Here is a 15,656-nt window from a genome sequence, read left to right as displayed (position 1 = left end):
CCTCGTCTACTCCTCGCCCTCGAGCTTTTCGCTCGCCTCGAGCCATGCCATCTCCAGCTCGTCCATGGCGGCGTGGGCCTCGTCGATCTTTGCCTGCTGCTCGCCCAGCGCCGTGTAGTTGGTGGGATCGACCTGAGCCATCGCAGCCTCGGCCTCCTCCACGCGAGCGCGCTGCGTCTCCATCTTGCGCTCGAGCGAGCTCACCTCGCGGCGGAGCTTCTGACGCTCGGCGTTGGAAAGACCGTTGGGCTGCCCGCTCGTCTTGGGCTTTTCGGCCGCAACCGCTGCGGCGCCGGTGTCGAACGTGCCGGTCTTGGCACTCGGTGCGCCCACGGGCTCGCCCTCGGCAGTAGCGTTGCACAGGCGCAGGTACTGGTCCACGCCGCCGGGCATATGCGTCAGGTGGCCGTCGAGCAGCGCCCACTGCTGGTCGGTCACGCGCTCCATCAAGAAGCGGTCGTGCGTCACCAGGATCAGCGTGCCGGGCCAGCCGTCGAGCAGGTCCTCGACAATCGCCAGCATATCGGTATCCAGGTCGTTGCCGGGCTCGTCCAGGATAAGCACGTTGGGCTCGTCCAGGATCGTCAGCAGCAGCGACAGGCGACGGCGCTGGCCGCCCGAAAGATCGCCGATGCGACTCCAGAGCTGCTGTGTCGTAAAGCCCAGGCGCTCGCAAAGTTTCTCGGGCGAAGTCTCCTTGCCGTCGATGACGTAGTACTTCTTATAGTTGCCGAGCACCTCGCGGATCGTGTCACCCATGTAGGGCTCGAGTTCCTCGAGCTGCTGCGACAGAACGCCAAAGCGCACCGTCTGGCCAATCTTCACACGGCCGCGCGTGGGCTCAATCTTGCCCTGAATCACGTCGAGCAAGGTCGACTTGCCGGCGCCGTTCTCGCCCAAAAGACCATAGCGGTCGCCCGCGCCGATGAGCCAGGTCACATCGGTGAGCACCTGCTTGGGCGCACCATCGGTATCCGCATAGCCGGCATCCACGTCGATGACATCGATGACTTGCTTGCCTAGGCGGCTCACGGCAAGGCGCTTGAGCTCCAGCTCGTCACGCACGGGCGGTACGTCGGCGATCAGCTCGCGAGCAGCCTCAACGCGAAACTTGGGCTTGGTGGAACGCGCCTGGGCGCCGCGGCTCAGCCACGCGAGCTCCTTGCGCGCCATGTTGCGACGGCGCTCCTCGGTAACGGCGGCCATGCGGTCGCGCTCCACGCGCTGCAGGATATATGCCGAGTAGCCGCCCTCGAAGGGATCGACCTGGCCGTCGTGGACCTCCCACATGCTGGTGCAGACCTCGTCCAAGAACCAGCGGTCGTGCGTGACCACGAGCATGGCGCCCTGGCCGCGCTGCCAGCGGGCCTTTAAGTGACGCGCAAGCCAGTTGATGGTGCGCATGTCCAGGTGGTTGGTGGGCTCGTCGAGCATGAGCACATCGTAGTCGCCAATCAGCAGGCGCGCGAGGTCCACGCGACGGCGCTGACCGCCCGAGAGCTCGCCCACCATGCCCTCCCAGGGCACATCGCTAATAAGACCGGCCAGAATCTGGCGCGTACGCGGACTCGACGCCCACTCATACTCGGGCGTGTCGCCCACAACGGCATGATGCACGGTATCGGTGTCGACAAGCTGATCCTTTTGGCCGAGTAGACCGATCGTGGTGCCGCGGCGGTGCGTCACGCGTCCGTCATCGGGCTCCAGCGTGCCGGCGAGCACGCTCAGCAGCGTCGACTTGCCGTCGCCGTTTTTACCGACAATACCAATGCGGGCGCCCTCGCCCACGCCGAGCGTCACGCTATCGAAAATATGCTTGGTGGGAAACTCTAGGCTGACGGAATCGCATCCCAAAAGAATCGCCATATGCCCTGCTCCTTCGTAGAGATTCAACGTTGTCCATGATAGCGAAAACCACCACAAAGGGGACGGGCGCCTTCGTGGTGGTTTTGGGCAAGCGCACCAGCACACGACACAAAAAGGCGGGCCATCTCCCGCAAGAGATGACCCGCCTCTCCAATCAGTCCCGCGGCAACCGTGGCCGCCGCGGGCCTCAAGCATGTCCCGGACTAGGAGAACATGCCGGTGAGGTAATCATTCAGCCGCTTATCCTTGGGCCGTTGGAAAATCTCGTCGGTCTCGTCGTACTCGACCATATCGCCCATGTAGAAAAACGCCGTGCGGTTGGACACGCGCGACGCCTGCTCCATGTTGTGCGTCACGATGACGATGGCGCGGTCGGCCACGATCGACGACATGAGGTCCTCGATCGCCAGCGTCGAGATGGGGTCGAGCGCCGAGCAGGGCTCGTCAAACAGGATTACGTCGGGGTTGAGCGCCAGCGTGCGCGCAATGCACAGACGCTGCTGCTGACCGCCCGAAAGCGCGTAGGCGCTCTTGTCGAGCTTGTCTTTGACCTCGTCCCACAGCGCGGCACCGCGCAGACTTTCCTCGACCATGCGGTCGAGCTCGTCACGGTCGGTGATGCCGTGGCGCTTGGGCGCAAAGGTGATGTTGTCGCGAATGGACTTGCGGAAGGGGTTTGGCTGCTGGAACACCATGCCGATGGAGCGACGCAGCTCGTACGTGTTCTCGGTCTTGGTGTTCACGTTGCGCCCGCGGTAGTTGATCTCGCCCTCCACGCGACAGCGGCGAATCTCGCGATTCATCAGGTTGAGGCTACGCAAGAAGGTCGACTTGCCGCAGCCCGAAGGCCCGATGAGCGCCGTGATCTCACCCTTGTGGAAGTCGAGCGACGTATTGTGCAGCGCATGGTGGTCGCCATAGTACACGTTGACGTCCTTGGCGGAGAGCACGACCTCGTCGCTCACGGCCTTGCCGCTCACGCGCACGCGCCTCTCGCTCTCCCCCACGCTCGACAGAAAGTCCTGGGGGGTGTCGGACGTGGCCGCCTCGGTTGCGGGCGTTGCATTCATATCGCTCATTCGGCCGTCATCTTCCTTGCCAGTTGCTTGCCCACGATACGGGCGACTACGTTAAACAGCAGCACGCAAATCATCAGCAGTGCCGCGGTGCCCCAGACGATCTGCTGGGCCTCGGGGCTGCCCTCGCCATAGATCTTGTAGATGTGCACGGCCAGCGACTCGCCGGGACGGAACACGTTCCAGGCGCAGGTGGGGCTCGACAGGTTAAAGCTCAAGAAGTTGAGGCGGACCGGCGAGCTCATGCCCGAGGTAAAGAGCAGCGCCGCGGCCTCGCCAAAGACACGGCCGGCCGAAAGCACGATGCCGGTCACGATGGCGGGCATGGCCTCGGGAATCAGGATGTGCAGTGTGGCCTCCCAGCGAGTGAGGCCCATGGCCAGGCACGCATCGCGCTGGGCCTGCGGCACGTCCTCGAGCGCCTGCTGAATCACGCGCACCAGGATGGGGATGTTGAACATGGTGAGCGCGACGGCGCCGGAGATGATGGAGTACTTCCAGCCCAGCTGCACCGAGAACACCAGAAAGCCGAACATGCCGACGACGATGGAGGGCAGCGAAGACAACGTCTCGATGGCGGTCGAGGCGATGTCGCGAATGGGACCGTCGGGCGCGTATTCAACTAGGAAGACCGCGCCGCCCAGGCTGATGGGCACTGAGATTATCAGGGTAATCAGCAGCAGATAGAACGAGTCGAACAGCTGGTAGAGCACGCCGCCCTGCGTTCCGTTGGCGCGTGCGGGCTGCGTGAGAAAGCCCGGCTGGAACAGCGTCGAGATGCCCTCGAACAGGATGTAGGCCACCATGGAGACGACGATAAGCATGACGATGGCGACAATCGCCGTCAGCACGCCCGTGGCGATACGGTCTTGCCTTTGGACACGCCCGAGTCTCGCCTCGTCGATATGGATGCGCGTGCTAGCCACGAGCCTTCGCCCCCTTGCGGCCAATGAGATGGATGATCAGGATAAAGATGAGGCTCATGCCCATCAGCAGCAGGCCGAGCGCCCACAGGACGTCGTCCTGGGCCGAGCCCTCGGCATAGACCGCCATGGACGTGGTGAGCGTGGTGGTGATGGTAGACGCCGGCGACAGCAGCGACGTCGGCATGGCCTCGATGCCGCCAATGACCATGCGCACGGCGAGCGTCTCGCCAAAGGCGCGGGTCATGCCAAGGATGACTGCGGTCATGAGCGACGGCATGGCGGACTTGAGTACCACGTGCCAGATGGTCTGCCAGCGAGTGTAGCCCAGCGCGAGCGAACCCTGACGGTAGCTATCGGGCACGGCGCGCAGGCCGTCGACCGAAAGCGTGGTCATCGTCGGCAGGATCATAACAGCCAGGACGATGGCGCCGGGCAGGATGCCCAGGCCCGTGCTCACGTGGAAAACGCTCTTCATAAGGCCGACGACCACGTGGAAGCCGATCAGGCCAAAGACGACCGAGGGAATACCGGTCAAAAGCTCAATAAGCGGCTGAAAGATCTTGGAACCAAATTTGGGTTGGATCTCGACCGCAAAGATGGCAGAGCCGATGGCGATGGGCAGCGCGATGAGCGTGGAGAGCACCATGACCGAAAACGAGGTGATGATCAGGGGCAGGGCGCCGGTATAAGGCAGGCCGTTATCAGCCGTGTTGGCCAGGTCCCACTTGGTGCCGGTAAAAAACTCGATGACCGAGACGCCGTCCTTGACAAAAGCCGAGAGGCCCTTTTGGGCGACCATAAAGATGAGCGCGGCAACGACAAGCGTCACGAGCGCTACGCACGCGCCCGTGACGCCCAGGCCCACGTTCTCAAGGTCGCGCTTTGGCAGCTGTTTTGCCATTGCAAACCTTTCCGGGGGCGATTACTTATTTAGCGGAGACCTTGCCGCTGGCGTCCTTGACGACCTTCATGGCAGAGACGGGGATGAAGCCCTGCTCCTCGACGAGCTTGCCCTGGACGTCGTCGGAAAGCATGAACTCCAGGAAGGCCTTGGTGGCGTCGTCAGCGTCCTTAGCGCAGTACATGTGCTCGGTCGCCCAGATCTTAAAGGAGTCGTCGGTGACGTTTGCGCTCTTGGGCTCCACGCCCTCGACCTTGATGGCGTTAAACTTGGAGTCATCGAAGTGCGAGAAGTCGAGGTAGGAGATGGCGTTGTCGGTGCTGCCCATCTGGGTCTGGACGTCGCCGGACTTGTCGAGCTCGGCGTCGCCCTTAAAGTCGACGGCCTCGTCGCCAAAGACGGCGGCCTCGAAGGTGGCGCGGGTACCGGAGCCGGCCTTGCGGTTGAGGACGACGATGGTGGCGTCGTCGCCGCCGACCTCCTTCCAGTTGGTGATCTGGCCGGAGAAGATGCCCTTGAGCTGCTCGAGGGTCAGGTCGTCGACTGTCACGTTCTTGGAGACGACGGGGCCCATGCCCACGACGGCGACCTCGTGGTCGACGAGGTTCTTGACCTGGTCGGCCTCGAGCTTGGTCTCGGCGAAGACGTCGGAGTTACCGATGGTGACGGTGCCGGCGGCGACAGCGGTCAGGCCCTTGCCCGAACCGTTACCCGAACCGGAGACGGAGACGTCCGGGTTGGCATCCATGAACTTCTCGGCAGCAGCCTCGACGAGAGCCTGGAACGAAGAAGCGCCGTCGTAGGTCACCTCGCCCGAGACGGACTCGGCAGCAGCGGCACTGCCCTCAGCAGCGGTGTTGGCGGCGTTGGAGCCACCGCAACCAACGAGACCGAGACCGACGATGCTGGCAAGACCACCAGCGAGGCCGAGGAACTGACGACGAGAATAAGCCTGATCGAGCATGATCTTCCTTTCATACATGCGACTCGCGGGCACCCTGCCCGCTTTGCTGTTTGGAAAGATACGGCCCCGACCGGGCAGCGCCCGCGCCAACTGCGGTTTTTTACGGGCATCTGATAGACCCTTACCGCAAGCGCGGCTCGGCTTTACAAACGAATAACAAACCCGCCACCAAGCATGACCCGCCTTTTACACCAATAAAAACAAAGTTGCGGTGAAATAGTTCCTGCTTGGCCATCAAATGGCCCATTCTAGGAACTATTCCACCGCAACTTAAAAAGCCCGGACGAAAGGGGTGCTAAGTTGTTAAAACGCTGCAGCCTTAAAGCTCAAGCTCGTTCAAACGTAAGATTGCCACGATGTAGATCTTGAGCGCCTGCTTGAGCTGTTCCTCGTTGGCGCACTCATTGGGGCCGTGCATCTGGCCGCCCCATGCGGGCAGCTCCAGGCCGGTCTCCTCGGGGCCAAACGAGACGGCGCGCGCAAAGTTTCGCGCGTAGGTGCCACCGCCCATGGCAAAAGGCTCGGCATGCTTACCCGTAAACTCGTTATAGGTGTCAATCAGCGCCTTCACGGCCGGGTCGTCGGCAGACACCGAGAACGGCACCTTGGCACGACCCACACGGCACGTCACGTCAAAGCGGCCCACGAGCGGCTCGAGCTGCTCGCGGATGGTATCGGCACTCGTGCTGTCGGGGAAGCGCACGTCGATGACCTGCTCAATGTGACCACCCGCCACGCGGATCACGCCGGGGCTGCACGTGAGCGGGCCAAACGCCGGGCTCGTCGCATCGATTCCCAGGCCGCGACCATAGGCGTCCGCATGCACAAAAGCCAAAAACTTGACAAACTCGTGCTCCGCAGGCGTCAACAGGCGCTCGTCACGGGCGCCAAACGCATCCTCGGCCTCGCGCAGATACGCCACGATGAGGCCGACGGCATTGATCGTTCCCTCGGGCATCGAGGCATGACCGCCAATGCCGTGGGCGAAAATCTGGGCATGTCCGTTGTCGAGTGCTGTGATCTCCAGGCGGTCGGCGTTCTCGACCGGTGCCGGCAGCTCATCGGCGTCAATCGCAAGCTCGCAGATAGACTGCGACGGAATGGCGTTGCTCGCCTCGGCACCGCTCCAGGACACAATACGGCCGCCGTCGATCTTGGAGCTCACAAATGTCGCCCCAAACTGGCCCTTCTCGGCATTGCAGACCGGGAACTCGGCATCGGGCGTAAACAGAAAGTCGGGGTCTGCGTGGTTCTCCAGATAATGGTGAACGTCGGACATGCCCACTTCCTCATCGCAGCCCAGCAGCGCGCGGAAGGTATAGCGCGGCACAATGCCGCGTTTGAGCAGATAAGCGCCAGCGTAGAGCGACAGCACCGCCGGGCCCTTGTCGTCGATCACGCCGCGGCCGAGCAGCCAGCCCTCGCGACGCTCCATCGCAAATGGGTCGGTATTCCAGCCGGGGCCGGCAGGCACCACGTCCACATGGCAGATAGTCGCGAGCTGCTTATCGCCGCGGCCCGGAATATCGGCGATGCCCACAAAGCCCTCGTCATCGCTCGTCTGGTAGCCGAGCTTTTGCGCAATGCCGAGCGCGCAATCGAGCGCATCACGAACCGGGCGGCCAAACGGCGCACCGGGCTCCGCATCGGCAGCAACGGCCACAGACGGATAGCTCACCAGCTGCTCGATATCGGCGACGACATCTTCCCAGACCTCGTCGACATATTCGGCAACGCTCTGCTCCACCTGATTCATGGACGACCTCCTTACCAATGAGCGGCGAGCGCGCTCGCCCCTCACATTACGTCATTAGATAGCGAAAAGTTTAGCAAGCTCGGCCACCGAGTGCACCACCGCATCGGCACCCGCCGCCTCGTGCTCGCCCGGCGCCGCCGCGCCCGAATAGATGCCGATGCACGGCACGCCCATTGCGTGCGCGCCCTCCACATCGTTAAAGCGATCGCCGATCATCACGGCATCGTCGGCCGTCGCGCCGAGCGCCGCCAGGGCATCGCGGACCGAATCGGCCTTGGTCTCGCGCCCCAGCGGCGGATTCATGCCAACCACGGCTTCGAACTGAGAGAGCCCGAGCTCACGCACCATGTCGATGCACTTGGCCTCCATGCGCGACGTCGCCACGGCCATACGTTTGCCTTGGGCGACCAACCCATCCAGCAGCTCGGGGACCCCATTGAACACAGGATACTCCTCCGGTCCCAGTTCATCAAAAAAGGCGCGGTACTCATCGGCCACCACAAGCGACTCCTCGCGGGAAAAGCCATAAAAGTCGTGAAAGCTCTTCCACAGGGGCGGCCCGATCATGCGGCGCAGATCACCCATCTGCGCCTCCGAAAACCCGCGCGCAGCCAGCGTCTTGCGCGTCGAGGTCATCACCGCCCGGCCCGTATCGGCCACCGTGCCGTCAAAATCGAACAGCACGACCGGCCGTCTGCCTATCTCCAACGCCTCCATCGGCATTCCTCTTCCCCAGTTGATGATTTCCACACCGACACTTCAAACTGTTGACTATTCAACAATTGAACCTAGTAATGTGGAACGACTCCACTATACTTGTCGCACTTTGCTCTCAGAAGGCGGCGCGCAAGCGCCCCAACGAAAGGTGCAATTATGTCTTTTGCCATCATAACCGACTCCACGTCGGACATCTCCCCCGCCCGCGCCCAAGAGCTCGGCATTTACGTGATTCCGCTGCATGTGATTATCGAGGGCGAGGACCTGCTCGACCAGGTACAGATCACCGCCCAGGAGTACGTCGCCCGCATGGCTGGCTCCGAGCAGCTGCCGCACACCTCGCAGCCGAGCGCCGGCGAGTTCAAGGCGCTCTTTGACCGCGTGCTCGCCGACGGCCACGATAGCGCCATCTTCATCTCGCTGTGCAGCGAGTGGTCCGCCTGCTATGCCAACGCCAGCCTGACGGCCGAAACGCACGAGCTCGACGTGCGCTGCATCGACTCGCGCACCGGCTCGGGTGCCGAGGGCCTGCTGGTGGAGTACGCGCTGGCTATGCGCGAGGACGGCCGCAGCCTGGACGAGACCGAGGCGCAGATCCGCGCGGCCCTGCCCGACGCCCACCTGCTGCTGATTCCCCGCACGCTCGAGAACCTCGTTAAGAACGGCCGCGCGCCCAAGCTCGCCGGCCAGCTCACGCAGATGCTCAACATTCGCCTGGCCGTTTCGCCGGAGTGGAAATCGGGCGAGATCAAGGCCATCAAAAAGGGCCGCGGCGCCAAGCGCATCGTCGCCAACACCATGGCAGATTGCCTCGCGTTTTTGGACGAGCACCCGGGCTCAAGCGTGCGTGTGCTCACGACCGGCGCCGCCGAGGAGCAGGAACTTGTTAACCAGGCGCTCGCAGGCCGGGATTACGTAGACGCCGGCACTGGCCCCATCGGCTGCACCATCGCCACCCATGTAGGCGTCGACGCCATCGCCATCAGCTACTGTCCTCGTTACCAGCCCATCCACTAGGGGCACCTTTACCACTTGCGGTGGAATAGGAACTGTTTTTGGCTTATCAGCCGCAAATCAATCCCTATTCCACCGCAACTTAGAAATCGGCGATCAGCCCAGCGAACCCTGAAACAGTTCCTGATGAGTGCCCATTCTCACCAGCCTAATCACTGGATTAGTCTTATGGGGAAGATAAAGAACGACCACATCGACCAAGCCATCGGATAGGTGGAAATCGATGTGGCCGTTGTAGTTTCCGCCCGGGTTTGAGAGCTCGTGGGCGCCATACTCCGCCGGAAGTGACCCATGAGCCACAAGCTCTGCAACCGCCGCTTTAAACTCACTTTTTAGCTGCGGATGCATGCGCATCGTTCGTTTGTAGTCCACCTTTAATTGAGCCTCGACTTTAATCTCGAACATCGCTATTCCTCATCGAGGAATGACATAAGCTCATCAGCGTTATTGAATGACAGGCTATCGTCCGGCAAAATCCCCAGCTCATGAGCCTCGGCGATCACCATGGCGCGCCTCGTCACCTCGTTGGGCACCTCCGCCCTTCCTACAATCTCAAAAGGAATCTTTCGCTGATTTACCAGCTGCCGAACGGCAAGATTGAGATAGGAATTGAGGCTGAGGCCGACCGAATCCAAGAACTCAGTCGCCTGCTCCTTGAGCCCCTCTTCGATTCGAACCGTCGTAGGCTTAACTGTTGCTGTAGACATTTGCGACCTCCTCGCCCTCGTCTTTTACACCAGTATACCCAATATAAATGGCAATCTGATGTTAGATAACATCAGATTGCCATGCGTATTCATGTCGCGTGGGCACGATTGATCTACATCAGCCCGCTGAGCGCAATGTCAACGGCCTCGTTGAGGTCGTCGGTAATGTGTACCAGATCCGGATCGAGCGGACTGATCATGCCGGCGTCCATCACCGGACCGTTGAGCCAGTCGAACAGGCCCTGCCAGGACTCGCTGCCCACCAGCACGAGCGGCATGCGCTTGACCTTGTGCGTCTGCACCAGCGTGAGCACCTCGAACATCTCGTCGAGCGTACCAAAGCCACCGGGAAATACGATGGCGCCCGAGCTGTATTTGACGAACATGGTCTTGCGCACAAAGAAGTAACGGAAGTCCATGCCAAGGTTCACATATTTGTTGAGCCCGTGCTCGTGCGGCAATTCAATACCTAGGCCAACTGACTTGCCGTTGACACTCGCTGCTCCCCTGTTGGCCGCTTCCATGATGCCGGGGCCGCCACCGGTGATGACCGCCACGCCACGTTGCGCGATCTTGCGCCCGACGGTGCGCGCCGCCTTGTAGAGCGGATCGGTCTTGGGCGTGCGGGCGCTACCGAAGATAGTCACCGCAGGTCCAAGCTCGGCAAGTGCGCCAAAGCCATCGACAAACTCTGCCTGAATTCGCAGCACGCGCCAGGGGTCGGCGTGCAGCCAGTCAGTCGACTCCTCGGGCGCCAGCAGGTTGGCGTAGGTGTTGTCCTTAGGAATCATGGGGCCGCGCATGACCACGGGGCCGCGGCGGTACGTCTCGTCGTAGGCAGGCTCGCCCTCGACGTTCTCATTCTTAATCATGGGTACTCCTATCGAGAAAAAGAAAAACGGGCGGGGTCGACGCTATGCGTCAAACACCCGCCCGAGCATCAACTATTCGGTATGGTACCCACGACGCATCAAGCACTTGCAAGCTATCGGTCAGCGGTCGCGCAGCCGGTGTCAACGAATGTGACGACCGGCTGGCGCCCGACCATTGCCGTTGCCCACGCTCTGCAAGCGTGTCTGTCGCCCTTAGTAATCCACCGCGGCAGGACTATTCATCCAATCGCTCACGAATGCGCCGTAGCGGCCCTCGATAATGGCCTGGCGGGCACGCTGCATAAGGTTGAGCAGGTAGTAGATATTGTGCATCGAAAGCAAAATGCCGCCGAGCATCTCCTTCTGCGTGACCATGTGGCGAATGAGCGCGCGGCTGTAGCCGCCCGTGCACACCGGGCAGGTGCAGGTGGGGTCGATGGGGCCGTCGTCGTGCGCAAAGCGCGCGTTACGGAAGTTAAGGCGACCTTCACTGGAGAACGCCGTACCCATGCGACCGGTGCGCGTCGGCAGCACACAGTCGAACATGTCGATGCCCACGCCCACGCCGCGTACGAGCGTGGTGGGGTTGCCGACACCCATCAGGTAGCGCGGCTTATGCTTGGGCATGTACTCGCTCACGAGCGGCGCCAGGGTCTCGAACATGGTCTCGTGATCCTCGCCCACCGAATAGCCACCGATACCATAGCCCGGGAAGTCGCCGCACTCCTCCAGATGGCGCAGCGAACGCAGGCGCAGATCCAGGTGCATGCCGCCCTGAACGATGCCAAAGAGCGCCTGGTCATCGCGGGTATGCGCCTTATAGCAGCGCTCGGCCCACATGCTCGACAGCTCAACGGCGCGCTCAACGTAGGCGCGCGTGGCGGGATAGCCCGGGCACTGGTCGAGCTGCATGCAGATATCGGAGCCGAGTTTCATGGCGATTTCCATGTTGTCCTCGGGCGTCCAAAACACGTGGCGGCCGTCGTAATCGTTGACAATAAAGCGCACGCCCTCATCGGTGAGCTTGACGGCATCGTTGTGGCTGAAGACCTGGAAACCGCCCGAGTCGGTGAGGATGGGGCCGTGCCAGTTCATGAACTTGTGCAGGCCGCCCAGCTCGGCGATGGTATCCTCGCCGGGACGCATGGACAGATGATAGGTATTGGCGAGCACGATCTGGGCGCCGAGCTTCTTGACAGTCTCGGTAGGAATGCCCTTGACGTTTGCCTTGGTGCCCACGGGCATAAAGATCGGCGTCTCGATGTCGCCGTGCGGGGTGTGCAGCACGCCGGCGCGCGCGTGCGTCGTCGGATCCTCGGCAATCAGGTCGAATTTAAAAAGGTTCTGGTCCATAAACTGGAACTCCTTGGTTGCGGTTCATACGCAAACCATTATACGGGCAACCCGCAAGAAGCACCGACTCGACAGAAACTGGCGCGAGGAGGATACGGCAGGGACACGGCAAATGAGCGTGAATTTTTGGACGCTTACCGGATGAGCGTGGATAATCTCCCACTTTTGCCCAAAGCACAGCCCAAAAACGGGAGATTATCCACTTTCATTCTGCGGGCACTCATTTAAGTACGTCCCCGATGAGTGGAGCTATTTACCAGCCACGCCAACGCCGATGTTTTGGCAACGCCGATGTTTTGACAACGTCAGCGAGCGGTCACCAGGGCGAACAAATTGGCATGAAAAGAGGGCGGCATTGACCTTCTGGTCATGCCGCCCTCTTTGAATGACAAGTTGTCGCCCTGGTGACCGCGCAGCGTCGACCCGTTACGCGGTTTGGTAAAACCGCGTAACCCTACGGACGCTGGCCCATGCCACCCTCGAGGGTGACGGTCTCGCCGTTCATATACTTAAAGTCGGGACCGCAGAGCTGAACGACAACGCGGCCGATTTCCTTCTCGACGTCGCCGTAGTGGCCAGCCGGCGGCATGTGGACGTTGGCCTTGAACGCCTCAGGATAGGCATCCTGGAAGTTCTCGAGCGCAGCGGTCCAAGCAAGCGGGCAAACGATATTGACGTTGATGCCGTCCTTGCCCCACTCGTTGGCAGCGACGCGGGTCAGACCGCGGATACCCTCCTTGGCAGCGGCGTAGCTGCACTGGCCATAGTTGCCAAACAGGCCGGCGCCCGAAGCAAAGTTGACCACGGAGCCCTTGGTCTCCTTCAGGTGCGGGTAGGCCTTCTGCATGTACAGGTAGGTGGCATACAGACCGGAGTAAATGGCGAGGTTGAACTGGTCCATGGTGTGATCGGCGATCGTCACGCCCGAGGCGCTGGCCTGAGCGTTGTTGACGACGGCGTCGATGCGGCCGAACTCCTCAATGGCCTTGTCGATGACGTTCTGGACGACAGCCTCGTTGTCCTGACCAGCCGAGACATCGGCCTGAACAGGCAGAACCTTGACACCGTACTCGGCCTCGAGGGATTCCTTGGCGGCCTCGAGCTTGGCAACGTTGCGGCCGGTAATGACGAGGTTTGCGCCCTCCTTGGCAAAAGCGATATCGATACCGTAGCCGATGGAGCCAGCGGAGCCGTCCTTGAGCGTGGCCTTGCCGCCGCCGGTGACGATCACGGTCTTACCAGTGAAAAGTCCCATATAAAGTCCTTTCAAATCGCGACGGGCGCACCCGCCGACTGCGCGCATCCAAATAAACGCGACAAAAGCTGAAATGCAACTTTAACGGGTTCAAGTGAAAAGAAAAGGCCTCGGCAGGCGAACGGCATAACGTCTTTCGGCGAAGGGATTGTCAAGTACAAACTGGATAAAGTGGCCGAGTTTTTGCTATCGACGCGAGCCATCGAACACGTTTTGAAACTTTGCTGCAGCGCGCGGGATGTCGGCGCGAGACTTTATCATAGGGTGACAAACAACGATGAGGAGCACATGCCTATGACAGACGAGCTGGACCCCCAGACTCAACAGCATATTGATGATTCCGCAGACGTCACCGCAGATGCTGACGCTGTGACCTGCGATGATATTGACCTCGACGACCCCATCTTGGACGAAAGCGCTACGGCGGAAACCCCCGGCGCCGAAGATGCAGGCGAGCAAAATGACGATGTGCCCGCTCAGGACGACGCCCCTGTACAGGATGCTGCTCCGCAAGCTGCGGGCCCTATCGAGGTTTCTTCGGAAGAAGAGCTCGACGCCGTCATGGACTCCATGATGGATGCCGTCAAAGCGATGAAAGACGCCGTGGCCGACGCTGACGTTGACGCCGGGGAAGAGGAGGCCGCCGAGGCAGCCTCGACCTTCGTACCCGGCGAGACTCCGGTTGCCGACCAGGGCAGCACCATGCCCTCGTTCCTGCAACTCGAGCACCCCACGATCGGCGCCGACGCAGTCGACCCGCACGCAGCGGGCTTTTCCGTGATCGAAGGCGGCACCGGCAATATCGCCGCGCCACAAACTACCGATGTTGACGCTGCCGACACCGCTCGCCCGACTGCCCCGCACTCCCCCGCCGCGAGCCGCGATCTGGGGACCGCTGTCTCGAACACTGCGAACGCCGTGGGCACCTTTATCGCCCAAGGTGCCTCGGCCATGCGCGAGATGAACGCCGCGAAAAAGGCACTTGCCGATGCCCGCGCCCACCTGGCCGAACTTGAGCAGCGCATTGCCGATCAGGCCGAGGAACTCGAGACACGCCAGGATATCGCAGGCCGCTACGATCAGATCGTCGCCGACCAGCGCCAGGCGATTGCCACGGCCCAAAAGACTGCAGCGGCCGCCGAGATTGACCGTGATGCCCACGCCTCCAAAGCGACAGAGCTCAAGGGTCAGCTCGAACAAATGAAGACAGAGGATGACGCGACTGAGCTCCGCCTGAAGGCCGCGCTCGATGCCGTGGAGGCCCGCGAGGCGAGCTCGCGCGAGACCGGCAACCGCCTCGTTCGACGTCTTGAGGATTCCAAGCGCATCCGCGACAAGGTGAAGGCAGAGCGAGACACCGGCATTGCCGCCGCACAACAAACCGTCGACGCCACGCGCGCCCAGCTCGAGACGCTGCGTCATGAGTATGCCGAGCTGCAACGCAATCCCTCGGCAAATCCCGCCAACTATACGGTGCGCACCAGCGAGCTCTCGATGCAGATTTCCGACACGGCAGATGCCCTGCGTAAAGCCGAAGAAGATGTCCCGCGCATCACCGCCGACCTTGAGCATTCACTTGCCGCAGCCGAGCAGGCCGTCGAGCAGGCTCAAGCCCCTATCGCCGACGCAAAACGCGCGCACCAAGCCGTGACGACCGAAGCCGATGCCGCGCGCGACGAGTTGCAGACGGCGAAGACTGCCGCCGCGACTCGTCAGCGCGAACTGCGCGAGAAGATCGCCGCGGAGGACAAGGCACGCCGCGACCAGGAGCAGACCATCGCCAACGCCCAAGCAGATGCCGCACATGCACAGTCGATCATCGAACAGGCGACCGAAGTACACGACCACCCAGAGATCACTGAATCGCTCGCCGGGTCCTTGGCACGAGATAAGGCCGAACACGCCGAAACCGAGCGCGAAGTGGCCCAGCTCGAGGCTACCGAGGATGACGTACGAGAGCGCACCCGCGACTCACGCATCAAATTCACCGGTGCCATCGTCTGCATCGTCGCCGTGATTCTAGCGATCATCCTGGTCTGGCTCTTCGCGAGCAAGTAAACCAGTTGCCAAAAAACGTTCAACGCAGTTGCGGTGAGATAGTTCCTGTTTAGTCCTCAATAAGGCCAATTCAAGAACTATCTCACCGCAACCTATTTAAATCGACGCAAGGCAACCTATCCCTCTTGCACCAATCTCTTGACATAAGGACTGTCCCCAAGTGCCGACACAGACGATATGAGCAGGACATA

The 15,656-nt window shown here is 61.5% G+C and carries 14 protein-coding genes; 2 read left to right on the top strand and 12 right to left on the bottom strand.

What is annotated here, in order from left to right; genetic code table 11:
* Positions 1 to 6: 6 nt before the first annotated feature.
* From DW661_RS06290 to DW661_RS06260, 7 genes are all read right to left on the bottom strand, one after another.
* Positions 7 to 1,866, bottom strand: coding sequence for an ABC-F family ATP-binding cassette domain-containing protein (locus tag DW661_RS06290; RefSeq protein ID WP_118935058.1), 1,860 nt, complete (start codon positions 1,864 to 1,866; stop codon positions 7 to 9).
* A 203-nt stretch (positions 1,867 to 2,069) separates the two neighbouring features.
* Entirely contained in the window at positions 2,070 to 2,945 is an 876-nt protein-coding gene (gene pstB, locus DW661_RS06285; protein ID WP_117564461.1) for a phosphate ABC transporter ATP-binding protein PstB, read from the bottom strand.
* Positions 2,942 to 3,868: a phosphate ABC transporter permease PstA gene (gene pstA, locus DW661_RS06280; protein WP_117564462.1), complete on the bottom strand. Its 927-nt coding sequence runs from the start codon at positions 3,866 to 3,868 to the stop codon at positions 2,942 to 2,944. Before pstA ends, pstB begins: the two co-directional genes overlap by 4 nt.
* Complete coding sequence (gene pstC, locus DW661_RS06275) at positions 3,861 to 4,769, bottom strand: phosphate ABC transporter permease subunit PstC (protein WP_118935057.1); 909 nt, start codon at positions 4,767 to 4,769, stop codon at positions 3,861 to 3,863. The genes pstA and pstC overlap by 8 nt, the downstream gene beginning before the upstream one ends.
* A gap of 25 nt (positions 4,770 to 4,794) precedes the next feature.
* Positions 4,795 to 5,751, bottom strand: a complete 957-nt coding sequence (locus DW661_RS06270) for a phosphate ABC transporter substrate-binding protein (protein WP_233547468.1) — start codon at positions 5,749 to 5,751, stop codon at positions 4,795 to 4,797.
* 301 nt (positions 5,752 to 6,052) lie between these two features.
* Positions 6,053 to 7,489 (bottom strand): M20 family metallopeptidase, encoded by a 1,437-nt coding sequence (locus tag DW661_RS06265; protein WP_118935055.1) that lies wholly within the window; start codon positions 7,487 to 7,489, stop codon positions 6,053 to 6,055.
* Between the two features lie 54 nt (positions 7,490 to 7,543).
* Positions 7,544 to 8,239: an HAD hydrolase-like protein gene (locus tag DW661_RS06260; protein WP_233547467.1), complete on the bottom strand. Its 696-nt coding sequence runs from the start codon at positions 8,237 to 8,239 to the stop codon at positions 7,544 to 7,546.
* A 123-nt stretch (positions 8,240 to 8,362) separates the two neighbouring features.
* Here DW661_RS06260 and DW661_RS06255 point away from each other — a divergent pair, with 123 nt between their 5' ends.
* Positions 8,363 to 9,223, top strand: coding sequence for a DegV family protein (locus tag DW661_RS06255; RefSeq protein WP_118935053.1), 861 nt, complete (start codon positions 8,363 to 8,365; stop codon positions 9,221 to 9,223).
* A 93-nt stretch (positions 9,224 to 9,316) separates the two neighbouring features.
* Here DW661_RS06255 and DW661_RS06250 read toward each other — a convergent pair whose 3' ends face one another.
* From DW661_RS06250 to DW661_RS06230, 5 genes are all read right to left on the bottom strand, one after another.
* Positions 9,317 to 9,625 (bottom strand): type II toxin-antitoxin system YafQ family toxin, encoded by a 309-nt coding sequence (locus tag DW661_RS06250; RefSeq protein WP_118935051.1) that lies wholly within the window; start codon positions 9,623 to 9,625, stop codon positions 9,317 to 9,319.
* Positions 9,626 to 9,627: 2 nt separating this feature from the next.
* A complete protein-coding gene (locus DW661_RS06245) occupies positions 9,628 to 9,927 on the bottom strand; it encodes a type II toxin-antitoxin system RelB/DinJ family antitoxin (protein ID WP_055250873.1) in 300 nt (99 codons plus the stop codon).
* 113 nt (positions 9,928 to 10,040) lie between these two features.
* Positions 10,041 to 10,799 carry a TIGR00730 family Rossman fold protein gene (locus tag DW661_RS06240; protein ID WP_118935049.1) on the bottom strand — a complete coding sequence of 253 codons (759 nt, stop codon included), beginning with the start codon at positions 10,797 to 10,799 and terminating at the stop codon, positions 10,041 to 10,043.
* Between the two features lie 213 nt (positions 10,800 to 11,012).
* On the bottom strand, positions 11,013 to 12,152 hold the full coding sequence (gene tgt, locus DW661_RS06235) for a tRNA guanosine(34) transglycosylase Tgt (RefSeq protein ID WP_055250876.1): 1,140 nt from the start codon (positions 12,150 to 12,152) through the stop codon (positions 11,013 to 11,015).
* A 454-nt stretch (positions 12,153 to 12,606) separates the two neighbouring features.
* Positions 12,607 to 13,407, bottom strand: a complete 801-nt coding sequence (locus DW661_RS06230; RefSeq protein WP_006235414.1) for an SDR family NAD(P)-dependent oxidoreductase — start codon at positions 13,405 to 13,407, stop codon at positions 12,607 to 12,609.
* 294 nt (positions 13,408 to 13,701) lie between these two features.
* Between DW661_RS06230 and DW661_RS06225 the strand changes: the two genes are divergently transcribed.
* Entirely contained in the window at positions 13,702 to 15,465 is a 1,764-nt protein-coding gene (locus tag DW661_RS06225) for a hypothetical protein (RefSeq protein ID WP_118935047.1), read from the top strand.
* Positions 15,466 to 15,656 lie beyond the last annotated feature (191 nt).

Source organism: Collinsella sp. AM24-1, assembly GCF_003470325.1.
Classification (GTDB): domain Bacteria; phylum Actinomycetota; class Coriobacteriia; order Coriobacteriales; family Coriobacteriaceae; genus Collinsella.
This window is presented reverse-complemented; position numbering and strand designations above follow the sequence as displayed.

Coding starts and splice junctions, on each gene's coding strand:
- tgt (WP_055250876.1), bottom strand. CDS start 12,152: ATGGACCAGAACCTTTTTAAATTCGACCTGATTGCCGAGGATCCGACG.
- DW661_RS06290 (WP_118935058.1), bottom strand. CDS start 1,866: ATGGCGATTCTTTTGGGATGCGATTCCGTCAGCCTAGAGTTTCCCACC.
- DW661_RS06270 (WP_233547468.1), bottom strand. CDS start 5,751: ATGTATGAAAGGAAGATCATGCTCGATCAGGCTTATTCTCGTCGTCAG.
- pstB (WP_117564461.1), bottom strand. CDS start 2,945: ATGAGCGATATGAATGCAACGCCCGCAACCGAGGCGGCCACGTCCGAC.
- DW661_RS06250 (WP_118935051.1), bottom strand. CDS start 9,625: ATGTTCGAGATTAAAGTCGAGGCTCAATTAAAGGTGGACTACAAACGA.
- pstC (WP_118935057.1), bottom strand. CDS start 4,769: ATGGCAAAACAGCTGCCAAAGCGCGACCTTGAGAACGTGGGCCTGGGC.
- DW661_RS06225 (WP_118935047.1), top strand. CDS start 13,702: ATGACAGACGAGCTGGACCCCCAGACTCAACAGCATATTGATGATTCC.
- DW661_RS06265 (WP_118935055.1), bottom strand. CDS start 7,489: ATGAATCAGGTGGAGCAGAGCGTTGCCGAATATGTCGACGAGGTCTGG.
- DW661_RS06245 (WP_055250873.1), bottom strand. CDS start 9,927: ATGTCTACAGCAACAGTTAAGCCTACGACGGTTCGAATCGAAGAGGGG.
- DW661_RS06240 (WP_118935049.1), bottom strand. CDS start 10,799: ATGATTAAGAATGAGAACGTCGAGGGCGAGCCTGCCTACGACGAGACG.
- DW661_RS06255 (WP_118935053.1), top strand. CDS start 8,363: ATGTCTTTTGCCATCATAACCGACTCCACGTCGGACATCTCCCCCGCC.
- DW661_RS06230 (WP_006235414.1), bottom strand. CDS start 13,407: ATGGGACTTTTCACTGGTAAGACCGTGATCGTCACCGGCGGCGGCAAG.